General features: G+C 44.9%; 17 protein-coding genes. 3 read left to right on the top strand and 14 right to left on the bottom strand.

What is annotated here, in order from left to right; all coding sequences use genetic code 11:
• Positions 1-19: 19 nt before the first annotated feature.
• From MHI25_RS03230 to MHI25_RS03210, 5 genes are all read right to left on the bottom strand, one after another.
• Positions 20-898 (bottom strand): carbohydrate ABC transporter permease, encoded by an 879-nt coding sequence (locus MHI25_RS03230; protein WP_081383335.1) that lies wholly within the window; start codon positions 896-898, stop codon positions 20-22.
• Complete coding sequence (locus MHI25_RS03225) at positions 898-1,875, bottom strand: sugar ABC transporter permease (protein ID WP_081387232.1); 978 nt, start codon at positions 1,873-1,875, stop codon at positions 898-900. The genes MHI25_RS03230 and MHI25_RS03225 overlap by 1 nt, the downstream gene beginning before the upstream one ends.
• 34 nt (positions 1,876-1,909) lie before the next feature.
• Complete coding sequence (locus MHI25_RS03220; RefSeq protein WP_076220201.1) at positions 1,910-3,310, bottom strand: extracellular solute-binding protein; 1,401 nt, start codon at positions 3,308-3,310, stop codon at positions 1,910-1,912.
• Positions 3,311-3,403: 93 nt separating this feature from the next.
• Positions 3,404-5,818 carry a hypothetical protein gene (locus MHI25_RS03215; protein WP_340394966.1) on the bottom strand — a complete coding sequence of 805 codons (2,415 nt, stop codon included), beginning with the start codon at positions 5,816-5,818 and terminating at the stop codon, positions 3,404-3,406.
• 67 nt (positions 5,819-5,885) lie between these two features.
• A complete protein-coding gene (locus MHI25_RS03210) occupies positions 5,886-6,938 on the bottom strand; it encodes a LacI family DNA-binding transcriptional regulator (protein ID WP_076193723.1) in 1,053 nt (350 codons plus the stop codon).
• Between the two features lie 215 nt (positions 6,939-7,153).
• On the opposite strand from MHI25_RS03210, the gene MHI25_RS03205 reads away from it, so the two are divergent.
• A complete protein-coding gene (locus tag MHI25_RS03205) occupies positions 7,154-7,471 on the top strand; it encodes an MGMT family protein (RefSeq protein ID WP_076124439.1) in 318 nt (105 codons plus the stop codon).
• Here MHI25_RS03205 and MHI25_RS03200 read toward each other — a convergent pair.
• The 8 genes from MHI25_RS03200 to MHI25_RS03165 all read right to left on the bottom strand — a co-directional run bounded on the left by MHI25_RS03200 (position 7,468) and on the right by MHI25_RS03165 (position 14,219).
• Positions 7,468-8,163, bottom strand: a complete 696-nt coding sequence (locus MHI25_RS03200) for a DUF1361 domain-containing protein (RefSeq protein ID WP_038568569.1) — start codon at positions 8,161-8,163, stop codon at positions 7,468-7,470. The two genes, MHI25_RS03205 and MHI25_RS03200, sit on opposite strands and share 4 nt — an antisense overlap.
• A gap of 150 nt (positions 8,164-8,313) precedes the next feature.
• Positions 8,314-10,077, bottom strand: a complete 1,764-nt coding sequence (locus tag MHI25_RS03195) for a SulP family inorganic anion transporter (RefSeq protein ID WP_076185164.1) — start codon at positions 10,075-10,077, stop codon at positions 8,314-8,316.
• Between the two features lie 107 nt (positions 10,078-10,184).
• Positions 10,185-10,511, bottom strand: coding sequence for a metalloregulator ArsR/SmtB family transcription factor (locus MHI25_RS03190; RefSeq protein ID WP_036676741.1), 327 nt, complete (start codon positions 10,509-10,511; stop codon positions 10,185-10,187).
• A gap of 74 nt (positions 10,512-10,585) precedes the next feature.
• A complete protein-coding gene (locus MHI25_RS03185) occupies positions 10,586-10,963 on the bottom strand; it encodes a hypothetical protein (RefSeq protein ID WP_076185165.1) in 378 nt (125 codons plus the stop codon).
• Positions 10,964-11,025: 62 nt separating this feature from the next.
• Positions 11,026-12,594, bottom strand: coding sequence for a phospholipase D-like domain-containing protein (locus tag MHI25_RS03180; protein WP_340394965.1), 1,569 nt, complete (start codon positions 12,592-12,594; stop codon positions 11,026-11,028).
• 175 nt (positions 12,595-12,769) lie between these two features.
• Complete coding sequence (locus tag MHI25_RS03175; RefSeq protein ID WP_036676736.1) at positions 12,770-13,063, bottom strand: putative quinol monooxygenase; 294 nt, start codon at positions 13,061-13,063, stop codon at positions 12,770-12,772.
• Between the two features lie 58 nt (positions 13,064-13,121).
• Positions 13,122-13,757 carry a nitroreductase family protein gene (locus tag MHI25_RS03170; RefSeq protein ID WP_076101373.1) on the bottom strand — a complete coding sequence of 212 codons (636 nt, stop codon included), beginning with the start codon at positions 13,755-13,757 and terminating at the stop codon, positions 13,122-13,124.
• 33 nt (positions 13,758-13,790) lie between these two features.
• Positions 13,791-14,219 carry a MarR family transcriptional regulator gene (locus tag MHI25_RS03165; RefSeq protein ID WP_076304354.1) on the bottom strand — a complete coding sequence of 143 codons (429 nt, stop codon included), beginning with the start codon at positions 14,217-14,219 and terminating at the stop codon, positions 13,791-13,793.
• Positions 14,220-14,383: 164 nt separating this feature from the next.
• On the opposite strand from MHI25_RS03165, the gene MHI25_RS03160 reads away from it, so the two are divergent.
• Complete coding sequence (locus MHI25_RS03160; protein ID WP_340394964.1) at positions 14,384-15,163, top strand: carbon-nitrogen family hydrolase; 780 nt, start codon at positions 14,384-14,386, stop codon at positions 15,161-15,163.
• 102 nt (positions 15,164-15,265) lie between these two features.
• On the opposite strand, the gene MHI25_RS03155 is transcribed toward MHI25_RS03160, so the two are convergent.
• Positions 15,266-16,159, bottom strand: a complete 894-nt coding sequence (locus MHI25_RS03155; RefSeq protein ID WP_340394963.1) for a hypothetical protein — start codon at positions 16,157-16,159, stop codon at positions 15,266-15,268.
• Positions 16,160-16,398: 239 nt separating this feature from the next.
• On the opposite strand from MHI25_RS03155, the gene MHI25_RS03150 reads away from it, so the two are divergent.
• On the top strand, positions 16,399-17,286 hold the full coding sequence (locus tag MHI25_RS03150) for a CHAD domain-containing protein (protein ID WP_076124450.1): 888 nt from the start codon (positions 16,399-16,401) through the stop codon (positions 17,284-17,286).
• Positions 17,287-17,301: the final 15 nt, after the last annotated feature.

Below are 17,301 nucleotides of genomic sequence, written 5' to 3'. Positions count from 1 at the left end.
TTGGATGAATTCCTCCTTTTTATCCCTTGATTCCTGTTAATGTAATGCCCTCAACAAAATATTTGTTGCCGATCAAGAAAAATACTAGACAAGGAGCTGTAACGACGAGCGCCAGTGCCATGACCTGTTCATAGTTCGGAATGCGCATCCCGTTCACAATATACAAGCCCATAGGCAGCGTATAATCTGCTTCAGTCTTCAAATAAATCATGGTGTAGAAAAATTCATTCCAACAGTTGATAAAGCTGAACAACGCCACAACAATCATTGCGGGACGTATAAGCGGCAGCATGATGCGGGAGTAGATACGGAAGTAACCCGCACCGTCAATCTTGGCAGCTTCACTGAGTTCTAGTGGAATCGTCATGAAAAATTGCCGGAGCAAAAAGACAAAATACGCGTTGCCGCCTGCACAGAAAAAGGCCGGAATAATAAGAGCAGGTTTGCCAGCCAGTCCCAAAGAAGTGTACAGAGAATATTGTGGCAGCAGGGTTACGGCACTAGGCAGCATCATCGTACTGATGACCAGCACGAACCACATCCCGCGCAGCGGAAAGTTCAGCTTAGCAAAGGCATACCCCGCAAAGCTTGTCGTCAGCACCGTCCCGATCACATAAGGAACTACAATCGAAACTGAATTCCAGAGCTGCCGCAGGAACTGAATACGTTCCAACCCAAGCCGAAAATTATCGACATTTAGTGACTCAGGGAAAAACACAGGCGGCCGCGCCAGTATTTCTGTATGGCTCACGAAGGCACCTCGCAGCAGCCAATAAAGCGGAAAAGCAAACACCACTGCTAGCAGACAGGAGAGCAGAATCAGCCCGGTATTGATGGCTTTAGCTCTTTTCTTTTTTTTCTGGATACTTGTATAATTCATAATTGCGGTAGCCGCCATTATCTCGCCTTCTTTCTTTTGCCCATCGAATCGTCCCTTTTAAATGCGCCCTGGAAGTAGAACAGCACACCAGTAATGGCCATAGTGATTAGGAAGACGACCCATGCCTCAGCAGACGCCAAACCGCGCATCCCTACCTGAACAAATGAATGGTCATAGATCATAACGTTGATAAAATAAGTCATCCGATCGGGTGCACCATTTCTGGACAACACCACACTTTGCGTATAAATTTGGATAGAGGTCATCATGCACATAATCAATTGGAAAAAGAGGACAGGCTTGATCGTCGGATAGGTTACTTTGAGGAACTTGTGCCAAGCATTTCCCCCGTCCATCTCGATAGCTTCCAGCAATTCTCCCGGAACATCCTGCAGCGTAGCGATGAACACAACAATCGTCCCACCACAGGTCCACAAGCTCATGATAAACAATGTCTCAAAAATACGGATGGGATCTGTCAGGAAATCAACAGGGGCTATTCCTATCTGCAATAAAATCCAGTTAAGCAATCCACCCTTGGCTTGGTTCTGTAGAAGCATCTGCCACACAATTGTTGTCGCCAGCATCGGAACTACAGACGGCAGAAAGAATATAGCCCGCATCAAGTTTCTGCCGATAAATTTACGGTTCAATAAGAGTGCAACAACCAGACAAAAGGTGATTACAAGCGCCACGTTAATGAAGGCATAAATCAAGGTTACCGTTATGGATTTCTTGAATTCGGAGCTGGTATTGGTGAATATGTACCGGAAATTATCCAGTCCAATCCACTCCATAACTTGGCTTCCGCTCATAATCGTTATTTTATGAAAGCTGTAAAACAAACTGGCCAACATCGGATAAAGCGTCAATACCAAAAATCCAATAATGGCCGGTGCTGCAAACAAATATCCAGCCACCGCCTCTTTGGTGACACCTCTGGCATGCTTTTTAACATAGACCGCAGCCGTTTCGGTTTTGCTCTCTGGGTTCATAAGCAATAGCCCTCTTTTCAAATATAAGCTCTAATTAGGAAACCTTGCCGCTCTCGAACAACTGCTTGATCGCTGGCATGATCGCGTCATAGACTTCTTTAACACTTTTCTTACCTGCCAACGCCTGATCAATAGATTTCTCATATTCAGTATTCATCTTGAGGTAGGCAGGAACGTAATATGCAGGCCATTGTGCGATAGAGTCTTTCGTTGTGGAATAACTAAGGATAGTTTCTTTTGCGCTTTCAGGAAGATCGGAGGTCCACTTTTCAACCAAGGTAGGATCGGTATACCAATCTGCCTGGTTCGGCAACCACGCACCACTCTTCAGCAGCTCCAGACTGTTCTCAGGGTTGACCATGTAAGCATAGAATTTCTTGGCTTCCTCAATGTGCTTCGATGTATTGTACACAACAAGCGGAGCACCACAGTTCATCGTTACTGCCTTTTCCATCTTAGGAAGAACGCCAACGCCGATATCTTCATTACCTTTGATATTAGCTAGATCCCAAGAGCCGCTGATTGCCATGGCATAACCACCACTCAAAGCGTCTACCGCAGAACCAATTCCAGAATTCCAAGTGTAATTGAAAGCGGATGCAACCTTGTCTTTGTTAACGAGATCAGCTAGCTTCTGGATGGCATCAACCGTTTTGGGAGAATCCCATTGAAACTCCTTTCCATCCGGGGAAACAATCCCACTACCGTTGGCATAAGCTGCCCAGAAGTGGTGGAACTCCCGTCCCGCTGTCATACCAAGCCCGTAGTTCTCGGTCAGAGCAGCATCAAAGCCTTCATCTGCCGCTGTTTTTCCTTTAGTATCTGTCGTTAGCTTTTTCGCGTTTGTCACGAATGTATCCCAATCCCACGCATTTTCAACTTTGGAGGGTGGATATTCAAGACCTGCTGCATCAAATTTGGACTTGCTATAGTAAAGCAGCTCCAACTGGTTGGATAGGCCGACTCCAATCACTTTTTGCTCAGGTGAATGGATTGTAATCGCTGATAGTTTTTCAGGAATGCTTCCGTCCGCTAATAAATCGCTGATATCTTCGATAATTCCCATTTCATTGTACTTTTGGATATCGCCTTCACCCATATAACTGATATCTGGAAGTTCACCGGATTCGAGCCGGGTCTGAATAAATGTATCAAAGGAGCCATCTGCTGGAAGTACTTGTGCATTGATTTTCACTCCGGTGTCGGCTGTATATTTTTCTGCTGCCGCTTCTACCAGCTTTTTCTGTACATCATCACCCCAATACAATAATTCCAAGGTTACATCTTTATCAGGCGTAGTTTCCTTGTTGGCTGCTCCAGACCCTTCAGATGCCTTTGGAGCCGCGTTGTTGGAATTGCCCGAACAGCCTGCCAGTGCGGAAAAAACCATCATTGATGCTAAAGATAGAACTAGAGTACGTTTTCCAAACTTCATGTTTGTTGCCTCCCTTTTTTTCATATCTATTTATTTCAAGCCAAGCATTTAAAGCTTTAGCCTAAAATCATCATGGTTTGTCATTCTTAGCGATTACAGACAAGGGCTGAATATTCCTCCGCCTGCCAGTCTTACGCGAGGCTCTAGTATCCCCTCAGTTGTGCGATATTCGAGCTTATCCTCAAGCAGCACATATCTTGACGGATATGCAGCGTAACTTGTTACGATCCAGCCCTCCGAGTCTTCTTCAATATAACCGTTAATACAGCGCATCTTTCCGCGTGGATCCCTGTACAAATATGTGGTTGTCCCGAAGCCCATTAGATAGGCCACTAGCTCCTCCCCCATATCCCAATCATCTCCTGTCACACCCGAGAACAGCGAAGCAAACAAGGAATCACTTGCCCCCACAAATACGGATTGCCCAAAACGGTTTCGCGACAATTCTGGCATGTTCAGGTTAGGAGCTGCCACACTATATGTAGAAGCTGCCTCTCCAGGCAACAAACGGCGTGGAGTAGAGCGTACATTCCAATCGTAACAATTGAATACTGCCATCGTAGAACGGTAAGCGGCTTCCAAATATTCAGGGTCTCCAAGGAATTCATAGGCAACCCGGGATGCACCTGCTACCAATCCACCCCAAAGGGAATGAATCATATACGACAAAGCTTCCCACCAACGATCCGGATTCTGCACTCTGTAATCATTGCTGAATCCGATATTTGCCAGAATTAGTTGCCCATAACGCTGAGCCTCCTCTTTATTTCCAAGGTGACACAATGTTTCACAGGTAGGACCAAATCCTGCATTATCGTAAAAATGCTCCGTTATAGCTCCCTCATACTGCTGTATCCCTGTCTCCAGATTTCTGCCAAATTGCTCCCATAAGGTAAGTAGACGTTTATACTCTTCTGAAAGACCGCTCTGCTTCAGTGCCTCTAATAAATCAAGAATATAGAGCACAAATATACCATTTAGACGGCTCTCATCCTGTTCACGCTGCCCACTATGCCGATCAGGGTCTAGGCGAAGGCACATGATTTCGGCAGTCCATTGTAGATATTCTCTAGGAGAATGAATTTTAAGTAATGAACCATCCATTCGTGACAATAGATAAAAGACATGCCCAATATAATCCAGATCATAAATGCGGTAGAATTCTCCATACAAGGGACGCGGATGATTGAAATCTCCGCCTTCAAACCAATGCTCCTTCACATCCAATACTGCGGCAACCTCGGCCTTAGCTACTTGTTCGGGGACAGCCTTGGCCATGCTATTCTTCATCAGAAGAAAAGCAACCTTACCCAGCGATTCTCCCTGATTCGATAGCGGACGGAAGGCATATGGCCTCTCAGCCTCACCTGTCCCTCCAAAGTTGTTATTTACCAACCACTCGGCTCTCTTTTCCAGAATCAGGTCAATCGACTCCAGTACATTCCAGACCAGGATATCGGTCCGTCCATCTTCTAGCCCCAGCTCCAGCTTATGTTCTCCCGGCTCCAAACGCTGTAAAGATATAGTGTAGCTGCTGCCTGACTCCAACCGTACAGCTTCGTTCGTAATATTCTCCTGGCGGATCAGCTCCGTTGCCGTTGAAGTGCTATACAAACGCAGCTCACGTAGAGCCTGGCCCTGCGGCAGATCAACAACAGCTTCGAACCTTCCTCCCCGGGTTAATACAGGCGTATAGCTCCAGCGCGGATGTCCATAGGCCATACCCTGCCTATAGAAATCATCTCGATTCTGACAGGGATGGAATATGTATTCCCAGCTGGAGGTCTCTCCAGCGTCAAGATCCAGCGGACTGTAAGCGCCACCATATATCCAGTCGGCAGCTGCAGATTCGGTCATAGATGATCCGTCCTCCACCAACGATAGCCGATGATACAGCAGACCATCCAAAGAAGGGGAAACCTGCTCAAGAAAACGATTCTTATAACTACAATAAGTACCTAGGGTTACTGTTCTGCCCTGAACACCATAAACACCCAGATGTGGTGCTTCGTTGCTCCGTCGAATGGCAGCAATTTTAGCGAAATCTCCACCAAGATGGGGGAATACTGCACAGGACTGACTCATATTGCGCTGCACATTTTCATCTCTGTACATGACATAAGCGAGCGAAAACCACACATGAAGTCCATTAATTCTTACAGACTGTGTTGAGCGGTTCATAGCTTCAATAGTCCATCTTAGTCGCTCATCTTCCAAAGAATATGTAAGTCTGATTGCAATCGGCGCGCCTTCAAAATCCACAATTACACGGTGTTTTCCTTCTGGCGTGATTTTGGGCAACAGATCAGTGCTTTTTATGATATTCCCGTCTAGCTCTATTGTCCATTCTCCGAATAGCTTATCTGTATCCGCATAACCTGCCTCTTCCAAATAAGACGGATCAACTACCCAATTCATTTCACTAGGGTCGCCCTGTAATATCAGAGACTGAAGTGCTCCGCGGTCGCTTAGCTCCATCCTGAAATTTTCGTTGCCTAGAATCGTCATTGCCTAGCACCTCTTCAATATTTTAAGTTAAACGTTTAGATTTATGAGAAAAAAGGAGCTGTGAAACTTATTTTTGTCTCACAGCATTTTTTAACGTAGCCACAGAATCACGTTCGATCAACCGGCACTCCGGCATGGTCAGTGAATCCATCTTCGTCCCCTTGATTAAATTGAACAACACCTCAATAGCTTGATAGCCCATCTCATGTAGCGGAAGTCCCATTGTTGTTATACGCGGGCGTAAGTAATCACTGAATTCACGATTATCAAAACCGACAACCGACAGATCATCCGGTATTTTAAACCCTTTTTCCTCTGCCGCCTGCAAAATACCTACAACCATTACATCATTCATGGAAAGAATCGCGGTTGGAGGCTCCGGCAAAGCGAGCAACTCGGAGGTAAGACGATACCCTGATTCCCTCTCCCAGTCTCCCATCTTAATTAACAGTGGATCGAACGGTAATTGATATTCAGTAACGGCCTTGTAATAACCGTTCAGTCTTAATCTGGAAGGGATTGAATCCATCAAACCACTGATTACAGCAATTCTGCTATGTCCTTGGTTAACCAAGTAGGACATGGCTTGGTAAGCAGCTTGCTCATCATTATACTGGATAGAGATATCGTCCTGTGTGTAAGAGTAGGTATACACAATAGGCTTACCTTCCGTATCGATTAAACCCGTTAAATCACGGGGATGAACACCGATATAAATAATCCCATCCACTTGATTACTGAGCAGTTCGGCAACCGCATTAGCGGCATACTTTCGATAGTCTTCCGTATTCGAGAAGTTACGGCCGATACGCTTGTCCAAACGAAGATTCACCAGTAAAATATGCAAATCATTACGATCTCCAAAATCATTAATTCCATCGATAATATCGGGGGTGTTAAATACCGTCACATCTTCTGCAATAACACCTATTGTATTCGTACGGTTGAGTTTGAGACTCTTCGCAATAGCATTCGGCTTATAATTCAACTCCTCAATGGCTGCAACAACTCGTTCCCTTGTATCGGAACGTACATTGCGGGTACCATTAAGCACATAGGAGACTGTAGCAATCGAAACATTAGCCTTTGCGGCTATGTCTTTAATGCTGGTTTTCCTCATTACACCTTCTCCTATCTTATTATGGGAACTCTTTTAATCACGTTGTTAAACGTTTAGATTATTTTTACAGTTAAAATATACCACGCGTATTTATTGCTTTGCAACCCCTTTTTTGCTATTCTCAAAAAATCCTCCTGTTCGTCCCCCGTTTCGTTTAGAATTGATTTATCTGTTGTTCATTGGATAAAAATAAGATATAGGAGCTTGAGCTTGCTATGACACCATTTACTGAGAGAGTTATTCATATCATACAGTCTATACCAGAAGGTAAAGTGATGACTTACGGAGGAGTTGCCCGCGCGGCAGGCAGCCCAAGAGGAGCGAGGCAGGTCGTTCGCATCCTTCATTCCATGAGCAAAAAATATAAGCTGCCCTGGCATCGGGTCATTAATGCTAAGGGAATGATCGCACTAACTGAGGATGAGTCTAACTCCCTCCAGAGGCTCTATCTACAGGGAGAGGGAGTTAGTTTTAATGAAAAAGGTGTGGTAGATCTGAAGCAATTCCAGTTTGAGCCGGAGTGTGCCGATTAGTACCCTCTGGTAACTCTTCGTCTTTCTCCTGTGCCAAGGGCATTGAGTAGACAATACATCGTCGCGTAAATGACCAGCAGGACAAAGGCAATGAACAAGCTGAAAAATACGGACTGGAGATTCAGGCTATCCAGAACAAGTTGATACAACTGATGCCTGTCCGTCAGGACGTCCCAGCTATTGAGTCTGTAGACTCGGCCAAGCAGTACACCATATCCCCCGAGCATACATGCCGCAAGCACGAATACCCATGACCACAGCAGGTTGCTTTTACGATAAATGACCGTCTGGAACTGATACAATGAGAAAAAACCGGTCAACCATCCACTCCAAGTGAACAATAAAAGAGTGACCAAGTCATACCAGTAGCGATTCTGAATGGCTCCCTCCACGATATATCTACTTTTTCTTACCGTTAAATGCACCAGATCAGTCATGAGATAAGGCGCGTTGGGAAAGAACAGCAGCCACGCGACACCCAAAGGAAGAAGTAATAGACCGCCTATCTTCCTTTTGTCTAGCTCATAAGCAGCCATGGAGAATAAAAATGGAATCCAAGCTAAGAACAAATTCCAAATTAAAAAACCGTAAAACGAATCCGTCTGAAGTGACACTACACGATATACCGCCAATGTAGCGACAGACAATCCCGCCAAGAGCATAAACACCTTCGGATAATTCAATTCCTTCATGAGCTTATATTCTCCTTATCGATATTGATTACATTAAACTTATACCTAATTGTACAAATTCAGAATTCCGAAGTCCAATTTTAATACAAAAGCCCAGACGCAAGAATAGCGCCCAGGCCGACTTTATTTATTAAGCTCAAGTACCGCTGATTAGTTCAGAGGCAATGCTGGCTTCTTGCGTCCTGTCAGACCTCGTAGTCCACCTGCATCCTCCTGACAGGATAATGCCGTACACTCCCTAAACGCCGCATGACTGCATCCGATACATTTATTGTGATTAATACTGCTAAGAGCTTCATTGATCGCTTCACCGGTATGATGATAGAACTGTGCCTCTCCTATTTTGTCATATAGCCCGGTTCTCTTAAGTAGCTCAAGCGGCTGCGGCTGAACACCGGAGATCATCAGTTTCCCTCCAACAGCATGGAGATGCCGCACCAGCTCCGCCAGATTGGATTCGCCCGTAGTATCCATGAATGGCACTTTTCCCATCCGCATTAATATAATTTTCGGCTGATCGGAGCCATAACCCGGCATGGTGTCATCAAATCTATACGCAGCGCCAAAAAACAGCGGCCCTTCCACGGTATAAATCCCAATCTGCGGACAATCATGACTCTCCGTTACCATATGTGCTCCTACCTTGACGGAATTAGGATCAGGCAATACTTTGGATACCAGATGAACCTCTCCCATCCGTTTCACAAACAAAATCACCGCGAGAATCAATCCCACCTCTACGGCCAGCGTTAAATCTGCAAATATCGTCAACAAGAAGGTGATGAATAATACCAAAGAATCACCTGTTTTGATTTTAAGCAAATGAAGAAATTGTTTACGCTCACTCATATTCCAAGCTACTACCATCAAGATAGGAGCCATCGCTGCCAACGGAATACTAGAAGCATAGGGTGCAAACAACAGAAGAATTAGGAATACCACTACCCCATGAACGATCCCTGAGATCGGAGAAACTGCGCCGCTTTTGATATTTGTGGCGGTTCTGGCAATGGCACCTGTGGCTGGAATTCCTCCAAACAATGGAGCTGCAATATTGGCGATTCCCTGACCAATCAGTTCACGGTTGCTGTTATGGCGGCTGCCCGTCATCCCATCAGCTACGACAGCTGACAATAAGGATTCAATAGCACCCAACATCGCGATGATAAAGGCAGGACGAATCAGCAGTGTAATCCGCTCCCAGGTAATGGTCGGAAAACGGAAGCTTGGCAGTGTATTAGGGATATTCCCATAGGCCAAACCAATCGTAGTCACCTTACCGCTAAAAAATAACGCTGCTATGACAGTCGCACAAAGAAGACCGACCAATGAACCCGGCACCTTCGGAGCGAAGCGAATCGCTAGGATAACAACGGCCAGACAAATCGCGGCGGTCAGGATACTATATCCATTGATCGTCGATAGATGAAGTCCAATTTCTTTCATGTTATCTACAAAGCTCTCGTGTCGTTCAATATCCCTTAACCCAAGGAAGTTAGCAATCTGTCCGGTGAAGATAATAACAGCTATTCCGGCTGTGAAACCAATCGTGACCGGCTTCGGAATAAATTTAATCAGTACACCCAGCCTTAACAATCCCATGAGGACTAAAATAACCCCCGCCATCATCCCCGCTAACAGCAGGTTCTCATAACCATACTGCATCCCAATGGCAAACAAGATAGGAATAAATGCACCTGTCGGTCCACCAATCTGAAATTTCGATCCCCCGAACAATGAAATACATATGCCGGCAACGATTGTCGTATAAATGCCATATTCCGGCTTTACACCAGAAGCAATAGCAAATGCCATCCCTAAAGGAATGGCAATAACCCCGACGATTGTCCCTGATATCAAATCCTTGCGAAAAGCGTTCATGTTGTAGCCTTTATAACGACCCCGCCCTGTCATGTTCAAACCTTCTTTTCTTTAAATATCTGATTATTTGAATATAAGAAGAACATTACTCTAGGACGCGACTGTTGTCAACGCCAAAATAACGTTAATCTGTTCCATTTTCACTCGCCGCGCATGCCTTCCAGCAATGAAATGGTATTCACGAGATGGTTATCAAATATTTGTTTGGCCACAACCAGAAGGTCCTTGATCAGAGGATCACGTAAGGCATAAATGACTGTGGTGCCTTCTTTCACACTGGTTACTACATTTTTGGCGCGTAAAACAGCTAGCTGCTGGGATACAGCAGAACCTTCCGAGCCGAGAATAGCCTGCAGTTCATTCACATTCTTCTCACCTTCGCTAAGCAGCTCCAGAATACGAATACGCATCGGATGAGCCAGCGCCTTGAAGAATTCGGTCTTAAATTGCTGAATTTCGGTGTTCATAGCTTTCTACTCCTCATGCTTAACTTTCTGAATCTAATGTTATCTTTGTATGTTATCTTAGTCCCTAAGAAGCGTCAAATACTGAAGGGATAGATTCGCACATCACGGACCTGCAATTCTACGAACACACCCAGTGCCATAGGTTCACCGAGACACTCGAACATCACTAACCCTTCACCTATTCGTAAAAATCCTGTGCCATCTTCTTCAATATTCTCCAACACGCCCGTAAAAATAACCCTATCCTGTTCGAGCCTGATGTTGAACTCACCTGCAGGCACAGGATGGATATCCACCCACCTCATAAGCAGCTCCGAAAGCTCGAATTCCACATCCATTTCTGCCCCTGGATTCACAGGAGCACCACACCAGATTCCCCGGCCCTCCCCAAATTCTGTGAGAAAAAATACCTCGTCCTTTTTCAAACCACTTTTTGTGATTTTGATTTGCATAGCCCATACTCCACCCTAATGATTTATAACGATCATTATATCATGAGAATTAGCCCAATTTATCAAGTATAATTCTGGGTTGCCTTATTCAGATAAGTACTAGGGTGTAACCAAGGATGCTTAAAGAACTCACTTTTACTGGTAATCTTCCGCGAGACACTCAGGTCATAATCGATCATAGACTTTATCTGCTCTGCAAAGGCCTCCCCTTTTACCAGCATTCCCAGCTCAAAATCGTGGCAGGCACTTCTTTCGTTGATATTATATGAACCATGAAAAACGGCTTGTGATCTATGATCATAGGTAATTTTCCAATGGGAAAATCGACCGGTGGCACTGTAGTCATAGAAGGAAACACCGTTAATAAACGGCATATACATATTGCCTCTTACCGCCGCGCGATTTGTAGGATGATCATTAACCTCCAGCGGGTTACAAATGTTCAAATTACACGAGCATTCCGGACCAAGCAGCTCGAGCCGATCCCAAAAATCCTGATCAATCAAATAAGGATTCACGATGATAGTCTCTTCAGCCGCGTAAGTAATTAAATCCAGATAATATTGTTGAATCAGGTTAACCGGGTTACCTGGAAAGCTTGCTAACAGCGTACATTCTTCCTCACCAAAATGATAATCCACATCCGGATAATACAAGACATCATTCACATCAAAATGATCTCCGCCTAGAAGCAGCCAGCGAGAATAGAACATCGCATTCAAAGGCTGCGCTGCTGCGCCGCGAATCCGGAAGCAGCCATCATGCCACTCAGCCTCTTTACTAGGAATCCCCTGTGGATGTCCATCTATACTCATTGCAGAGGATGCCTGCACTGGGGTCTCATACGTATATTGGTCACCAATATTTACACTGCCTATAATCGAGGTTACCCCATCTATGACCATAAACTTCCGATGATCGATGACATTCAGTCCTGTAACCTCAACATCCTCTTGCACTTTATCCTGCAGAAACAGGATACTTTCCGGCACTCCTTCTTGCTCCAGCGCCTTTCGTTTCACCCGCCATTCAATGGCTGTATAATACGAATTGAAGGTATTCAGCAGCTTGGCGCCTGCATTCTCAAGCTGATCAGCAATCTTGGAGAACTGGCCGTACTCCAGATTATTTCCGTACCCCAAAGCCGTCAATGTGTAATTGACCATAACCCTTACCTTAACGCCACGCTTAAGAGCATAAAACAGTTCATCTGCAACCAGATTGCCCGAGCGATCATTAAAAAAAAGCATGACAGACAGGTGGATATAATGCTGCGCTTTTCTGATCTCCTCTAATATCATTCCTAGACACTCTGGACCATTCACGTAAGGTGTTACTTGATTATTCCACGTAGTCTGCGGAGCCAGAACCTTTAGCTTGCCTGAGTCTAGTCTGCCCAATACTTCAGTAAGTTGTTCCAGTAAGCTTGGGCTAAATCCAGGAAGCTGGAATAGCTGCTGACTTGTCGTAATGACTCCGCCAAGCGTCTGACGATAGGCTCTGGCAGCCTCTAGGTCTATCCCCTCAAGCTTACGCTCCACCTCTTCTCCTGCTACACCCATAATACGGGCAAGCGATCCGCCGGATAGATAATAATTCAAGAAATCAATCATATTTCTCTGTGTCTTCATATGTAAAGTCCCCCATCGTTTATATTGCATGCCTTTGAATCAAGGTAAGGATAGATACCCTAGATCTCCTTTTTATAAACGGGGTGAAATGCAAAATAGGGATGCCCCACAGCCTTTATGGCTATGGAACATCCCTGTTTAGGTTTAAATAGAATTCGCTAAGAATGGAGACAGCTTATTTTACCTGTTCTGCGCTAAATACTTTAACATCTAGAGGAGCAGCCAAGAATTCACCAGCTTTAGCTGAGAAAGCAGTGAAATGAGCGCTCGTATTGTGGCTGGATACTGCTTCAGCATCACGCCATTGCTCAATCATAATAAATGAGTTGGCTTCTCCAGCATTCTCATATAGCTCATAAGAAAGGTTACCCTCTTCAGCATGAGTAGCAGCCAGTAATGCTTTAGACTCCGTCAAAAACTGTTCACGACGCTCTGGATTAACTTTAAGTACAGCATGAATAATGATCATTGTATATTCCTCCTAAGATTAGTGTTTATGGTAGCGCGTTGGCTTACTAACTTTATAATTATTTCCACTCAGCAACTTTATCGATAGGCAGACGAACAGAGGGGTAACCTGCATCAACAGCTTTACCAATGGAGAGTAGCATTACAGGAACATAACGATCTTTTTCCATACCAAACGCTTCAGCGATTTGGTCTTTTTCAAATCCACCAATTGGGTTTGTATCGTAACCATGTGCACGAGCAACCAGCATCAGCTGCATAGCAACAAGTGCGCCATCGATAAGCACGGTGTCTCTATTAATTTCCCGTGGCAGGTTAGCAAAATGAGCGGATAATCTGGTTAATTGATTTTCTTTTACTTCAGCAGGCATAAGTCCACGTTCAACAGCAGTACCGTAAATTTCTTCAGCGTAATCGAAGTTGTTCAAATCACCAAAGATGGCAATCATAGCCGCAGAAGTCTCTACTTGTACGTTATTAAAACGAGCGAGAGGCGCTAAAGTAGCTTTAGCTTCGTCACTTTCAATGACCAGAAAACGCCAAGGCTGCATGTTCACTGAAGATGGAGCAAGTGTAGCTTCGGTAAGGATCTGTGTCATTTCTTCTTTGCTGATTTTAACGGATGGATCATATTTGCGGATAGAGCGGCGTCCTGTAATAATTTCTTGAAAATCATTTGTTTGTGTAGCGTTCATATGATTAATTCTCCTTTGAGTGTGTTTTGTAAGTTACAACAGAATGATATTAGATTGCAGACGATTGAGCATATCAATGAGCACTGCTCGCTCCTGATCGTTAAAACCTGTTAGCAGAGTAGCGATAAACCGCCTTTTCTCTTCGCTATATTTAACCATTCTTTCCCGACCTTGATCGGTTAATGAGACCAATGTGACCCTGTTATCGGCTGGGTTATTGCGGCGAGCGATCATGCCACTCTCTTCCAATCCCTTCAGATGACGTGTGACGGCTGCCGCATCAATATCCATTTCCTTTTGCAGACTGATTTGGCTGACTTCATCTACCCGAAACAGTTCATGCAGGAGGCGAAGCCGTGTGGGACTGATCCCTGCACAACGTTCGAATTTTGGAGAGATTCCTTTGTTTAAGGCCTGCAGCAGTTCAAATATATGTTCTTCCTCAGGACAGTACTCCGTCAAAATATACCTCCTTTCTATATTTAATTGCATGCAATTGTTTTGTATGAAATTATACTAACGCATAATCATTGACCCGTCAACTAATATATCAAATCATTTTTAAAAAATCAACATTGCTTATCCTCATCCGGTGCTATACGCTTGAACAAAAGAGGAGGATACCTATGAGAATATCCCTGATTCAGCTGGATATAGCATTTGGCAATCCCACTATGAATTATGCTGCTGTTGCCCAGAAAATAAATGAAGCCGCTGTCGCTGCCCCCGATTGTCTGATTCTCCCTGAGCTATGGACCACTGGTTATGATCTAACTCGCTTAGAAGATATTGGCGATCCGGAAGGAGAAATTACCAAGGAATTCATCTCCAGCTTAGCTAAACAATATAGCATCAATATCATCGCTGGTTCTGTCGCTAGCCGAAATGATACTGGTGTAACTAATCGTATGTATGTATTTAATCGATCAGGTGAGCTCGTCGGACAATACAGCAAGCTGCATTTGTTCCAGCTGATGGATGAACATTTGTATCTACAACCGGGAGAAGCCAAAGGACTATTTATATTAGACGAAACGTTATGTGCAGGGCTAATCTGTTATGATATCCGGTTTCCGGAGTGGGTTCGCGCCCATACTGCACAAGGGGCGGAAATCCTGTTCGTCTGTGCTGAATGGCCACTGTCCAGAGTGTCCCACTGGCGGGCGCTATTGATCAGCCGGGCCATCGAGAATCAATGTTATGTTGTAGCCTGCAACCGTGCAGGCAGCGATCCTGCCAATATCTTTGCTGGGCATTCAATAATTATTGATCCTTGGGGAGATATTGTGTGTGAGGCTTCTGAAGAGGAACAAATTCTAACCGGAGAGATCGATTTACATCAGGTGCGTGAGATTAGGAAACAAATTCCGATTTTTTCGGACAGACGTCCTGAGTTGTATAATTAAAAGAGCGTGATTGTTGAATATTAAAAAAGACGTTACGTAGGCTGGCTCTAGCCAGCTTTCCGTTACGTCCTTTTTTAACAGACTCCAACCCATGCTTAGATCTCAGGAATACCGCTCGCGAAGCACCCGCGTTGCATCGAGCACACGTGGATCATCATAGTCCAAGTTGTATCCTGTCTCTTGCTGCAAAATGCCGGATGGTCTAAGGGACACTCCCCGATGAATTAAAGCCTGAATAATTCCCTCCACAAACACTTTCGCCACTTCAGGTCCACCGAGTTCACCCAGTCCAGCAATCGTCTCTGGACGAACCCGTGGATATGATAATGAGGAGTCTCCTCCGGAGGCTCGCGCATAGAAATCGCGGATTTGTTCACCGCGTTCTTGTCCCGAGCCAGAAACTACAACAAATGCATGTACAAAATAAGCATTGTTCTGCCTACGCTGAGCAATACCACAAAACTTCCGGCCACCAATGGCCAGATCGAAATCACCAGGGCAGTAAGAACCAACAATCTCACCAGCCTCAATTTGCGCCGCAGCCTGTGGATGACTTATAGCAACCGCTTCCGTGATCAAAGCAGCCAAGAGCCTAAAGTCATCATGAAAGTCCAGCTTTCCACGTCCTTTGGGCAGAACTAGAGAAATATTAATGATCCCTGCATCCAGAGGCACCGCAGCCCCGCCGGAATGCCTAACCGCCGTTCTAATCCCTTGCGCCTCAAGCGTAAGCATCGCCTGAGCTGCACACGGTAGCTTACTGTCCCGAAGTCCAAGTGCCACACCACCAGAATGACTCCACAGATGTAAGCTAGGAGGTATAAGTCCCGCTCCAACATCCCGGCATAAGGTTTCCTCAAAAGCGAACGGGACCAGCATATCCTCTAAGCTCCCTGCTTCTGTACCTTTGCTCTCATCCCTTGCACTCAGATGTTGAAAGAGCCCCATTTCTGAAGGAAGTTTACTAAATATTGAATCATACTCACGAGTATCCACCAAAGCCCCTCTTTCCCGAATATGAGCCACGAGACCTGCTATTCTCTACCAGCTAAAGATCCAAGCCTATCCGTATAAATAATGATAGTAATATTGTAACCGATCTGTCTCCATGCTGTGAGCAGAGAATTGAAATGAGGTTATGATAACGCTATTCTTATAGTAAATGGACTTACCCCAGAGCATAATAGGGGAAGCCCTAAATTCATGCTATCCCAAACGTTAAGGAGTGATGCTGCATGACAGGAGACAAGCTGACCAAAGAACGACAGCTAACCAAAACAAAGCAATGGGAACAAGCCCTTAACCACCTTTATATCAACTTTTGGGATTACAGCCATGACGCATTAAATAAATTCGCTGATGAAGATATCCACCAGGCAAGAGTGAACTGCCGTAAGCTGCTAAGTCTATTATCCATTCTTGATCCGCGGCACACTTCAGGCCTGTACCCTATTTTCAAAAAAGCGCAAAAGAGATTAGGTAAAGTGAGAGATGCAGATGTTCTAATAGAATCTTTCAAGAACAAGCGCAAGCAAGCGAAGGAGAACGGAGATTCCAAAACTGCAGACCTGTTAAAGGCAGTGATTGCTTACCAAAAGGATAAGCGCAAAACTTACCGCAAGAAGCTCGCTAAGGAGCTGCCTGAACTAATTAATGAAGACCTCGAGGAAAAGTGGAAGACCTTCCTAAGCGAGCAGCTTGAAGCCCTAGCCGCCAAAAAGAATGTTAACGTTGTTATGCGTGAGCTTGAGATCGCTTATGAGCAGAAGAAAAAAACCTGTAAAGCTATTTTCCATGAAGACAATGCCGAATCTAAAGAAGCCTTCGACGCTTTGCACCAGCTAAGAATCGCTGCTAAGGAACTGCGTTATACCGCGAGTGCGGCCGATTTTGCGTTAAATCAGAAATTTCATGCGCATGAGGAGATCTATAAGGAGATTCAAGATCAACTTGGGCTGATTAACGACAAACGTCTATGGCTGGAAACACTGAATGCTATTGGACGTGAAGAGCTGGACATCGGTAAAAAAGCATGGAACGCCTTCACATCGCAATTAAAGGATGAAGTGCTCGATGCACTGCATCATAATGATGTCATTCCTATCCAGACACAAACGAAGTAGCTCCATACAACATTG

Source organism: Paenibacillus sp. FSL E2-0177 (genome assembly GCF_037992975.1).
Classification (GTDB): domain Bacteria; phylum Bacillota; class Bacilli; order Paenibacillales; family Paenibacillaceae; genus Paenibacillus_AQ; species Paenibacillus_AQ odorifer.
The sequence above is the reverse complement of the archived record's forward strand: the minus strand, read 5'-3'. Positions and strand labels throughout refer to the sequence as shown.

Excerpts from the sequence above, each read along its gene's own strand:
- MHI25_RS03175 (WP_036676736.1), bottom strand. The coding sequence starts at position 13,063 with ATGATCATTATTCATGCTGTACTTAAAGTTAATCCAGAGCGTCGTGAA.
- MHI25_RS03170 (WP_076101373.1), bottom strand. The coding sequence starts at position 13,757 with ATGAACGCTACACAAACAAATGATTTTCAAGAAATTATTACAGGACGC.
- MHI25_RS03160 (WP_340394964.1), top strand. The coding sequence starts at position 14,384 with ATGAGAATATCCCTGATTCAGCTGGATATAGCATTTGGCAATCCCACT.
- MHI25_RS03200 (WP_038568569.1), bottom strand. The coding sequence starts at position 8,163 with ATGAAGGAATTGAATTATCCGAAGGTGTTTATGCTCTTGGCGGGATTG.
- MHI25_RS03215 (WP_340394966.1), bottom strand. The coding sequence starts at position 5,818 with ATGACGATTCTAGGCAACGAAAATTTCAGGATGGAGCTAAGCGACCGC.
- MHI25_RS03205 (WP_076124439.1), top strand. The coding sequence starts at position 7,154 with ATGACACCATTTACTGAGAGAGTTATTCATATCATACAGTCTATACCA.
- MHI25_RS03150 (WP_076124450.1), top strand. The coding sequence starts at position 16,399 with ATGACAGGAGACAAGCTGACCAAAGAACGACAGCTAACCAAAACAAAG.
- MHI25_RS03210 (WP_076193723.1), bottom strand. The coding sequence starts at position 6,938 with ATGAGGAAAACCAGCATTAAAGACATAGCCGCAAAGGCTAATGTTTCG.
- MHI25_RS03230 (WP_081383335.1), bottom strand. The coding sequence starts at position 898 with ATGGCGGCTACCGCAATTATGAATTATACAAGTATCCAGAAAAAAAAG.
- MHI25_RS03195 (WP_076185164.1), bottom strand. The coding sequence starts at position 10,077 with ATGACAGGGCGGGGTCGTTATAAAGGCTACAACATGAACGCTTTTCGC.
- MHI25_RS03225 (WP_081387232.1), bottom strand. The coding sequence starts at position 1,875 with ATGAACCCAGAGAGCAAAACCGAAACGGCTGCGGTCTATGTTAAAAAG.
- MHI25_RS03190 (WP_036676741.1), bottom strand. The coding sequence starts at position 10,511 with ATGAACACCGAAATTCAGCAATTTAAGACCGAATTCTTCAAGGCGCTG.
- MHI25_RS03220 (WP_076220201.1), bottom strand. The coding sequence starts at position 3,310 with ATGAAGTTTGGAAAACGTACTCTAGTTCTATCTTTAGCATCAATGATG.
- MHI25_RS03180 (WP_340394965.1), bottom strand. The coding sequence starts at position 12,594 with ATGAAGACACAGAGAAATATGATTGATTTCTTGAATTATTATCTATCC.
- MHI25_RS03185 (WP_076185165.1), bottom strand. The coding sequence starts at position 10,963 with ATGCAAATCAAAATCACAAAAAGTGGTTTGAAAAAGGACGAGGTATTT.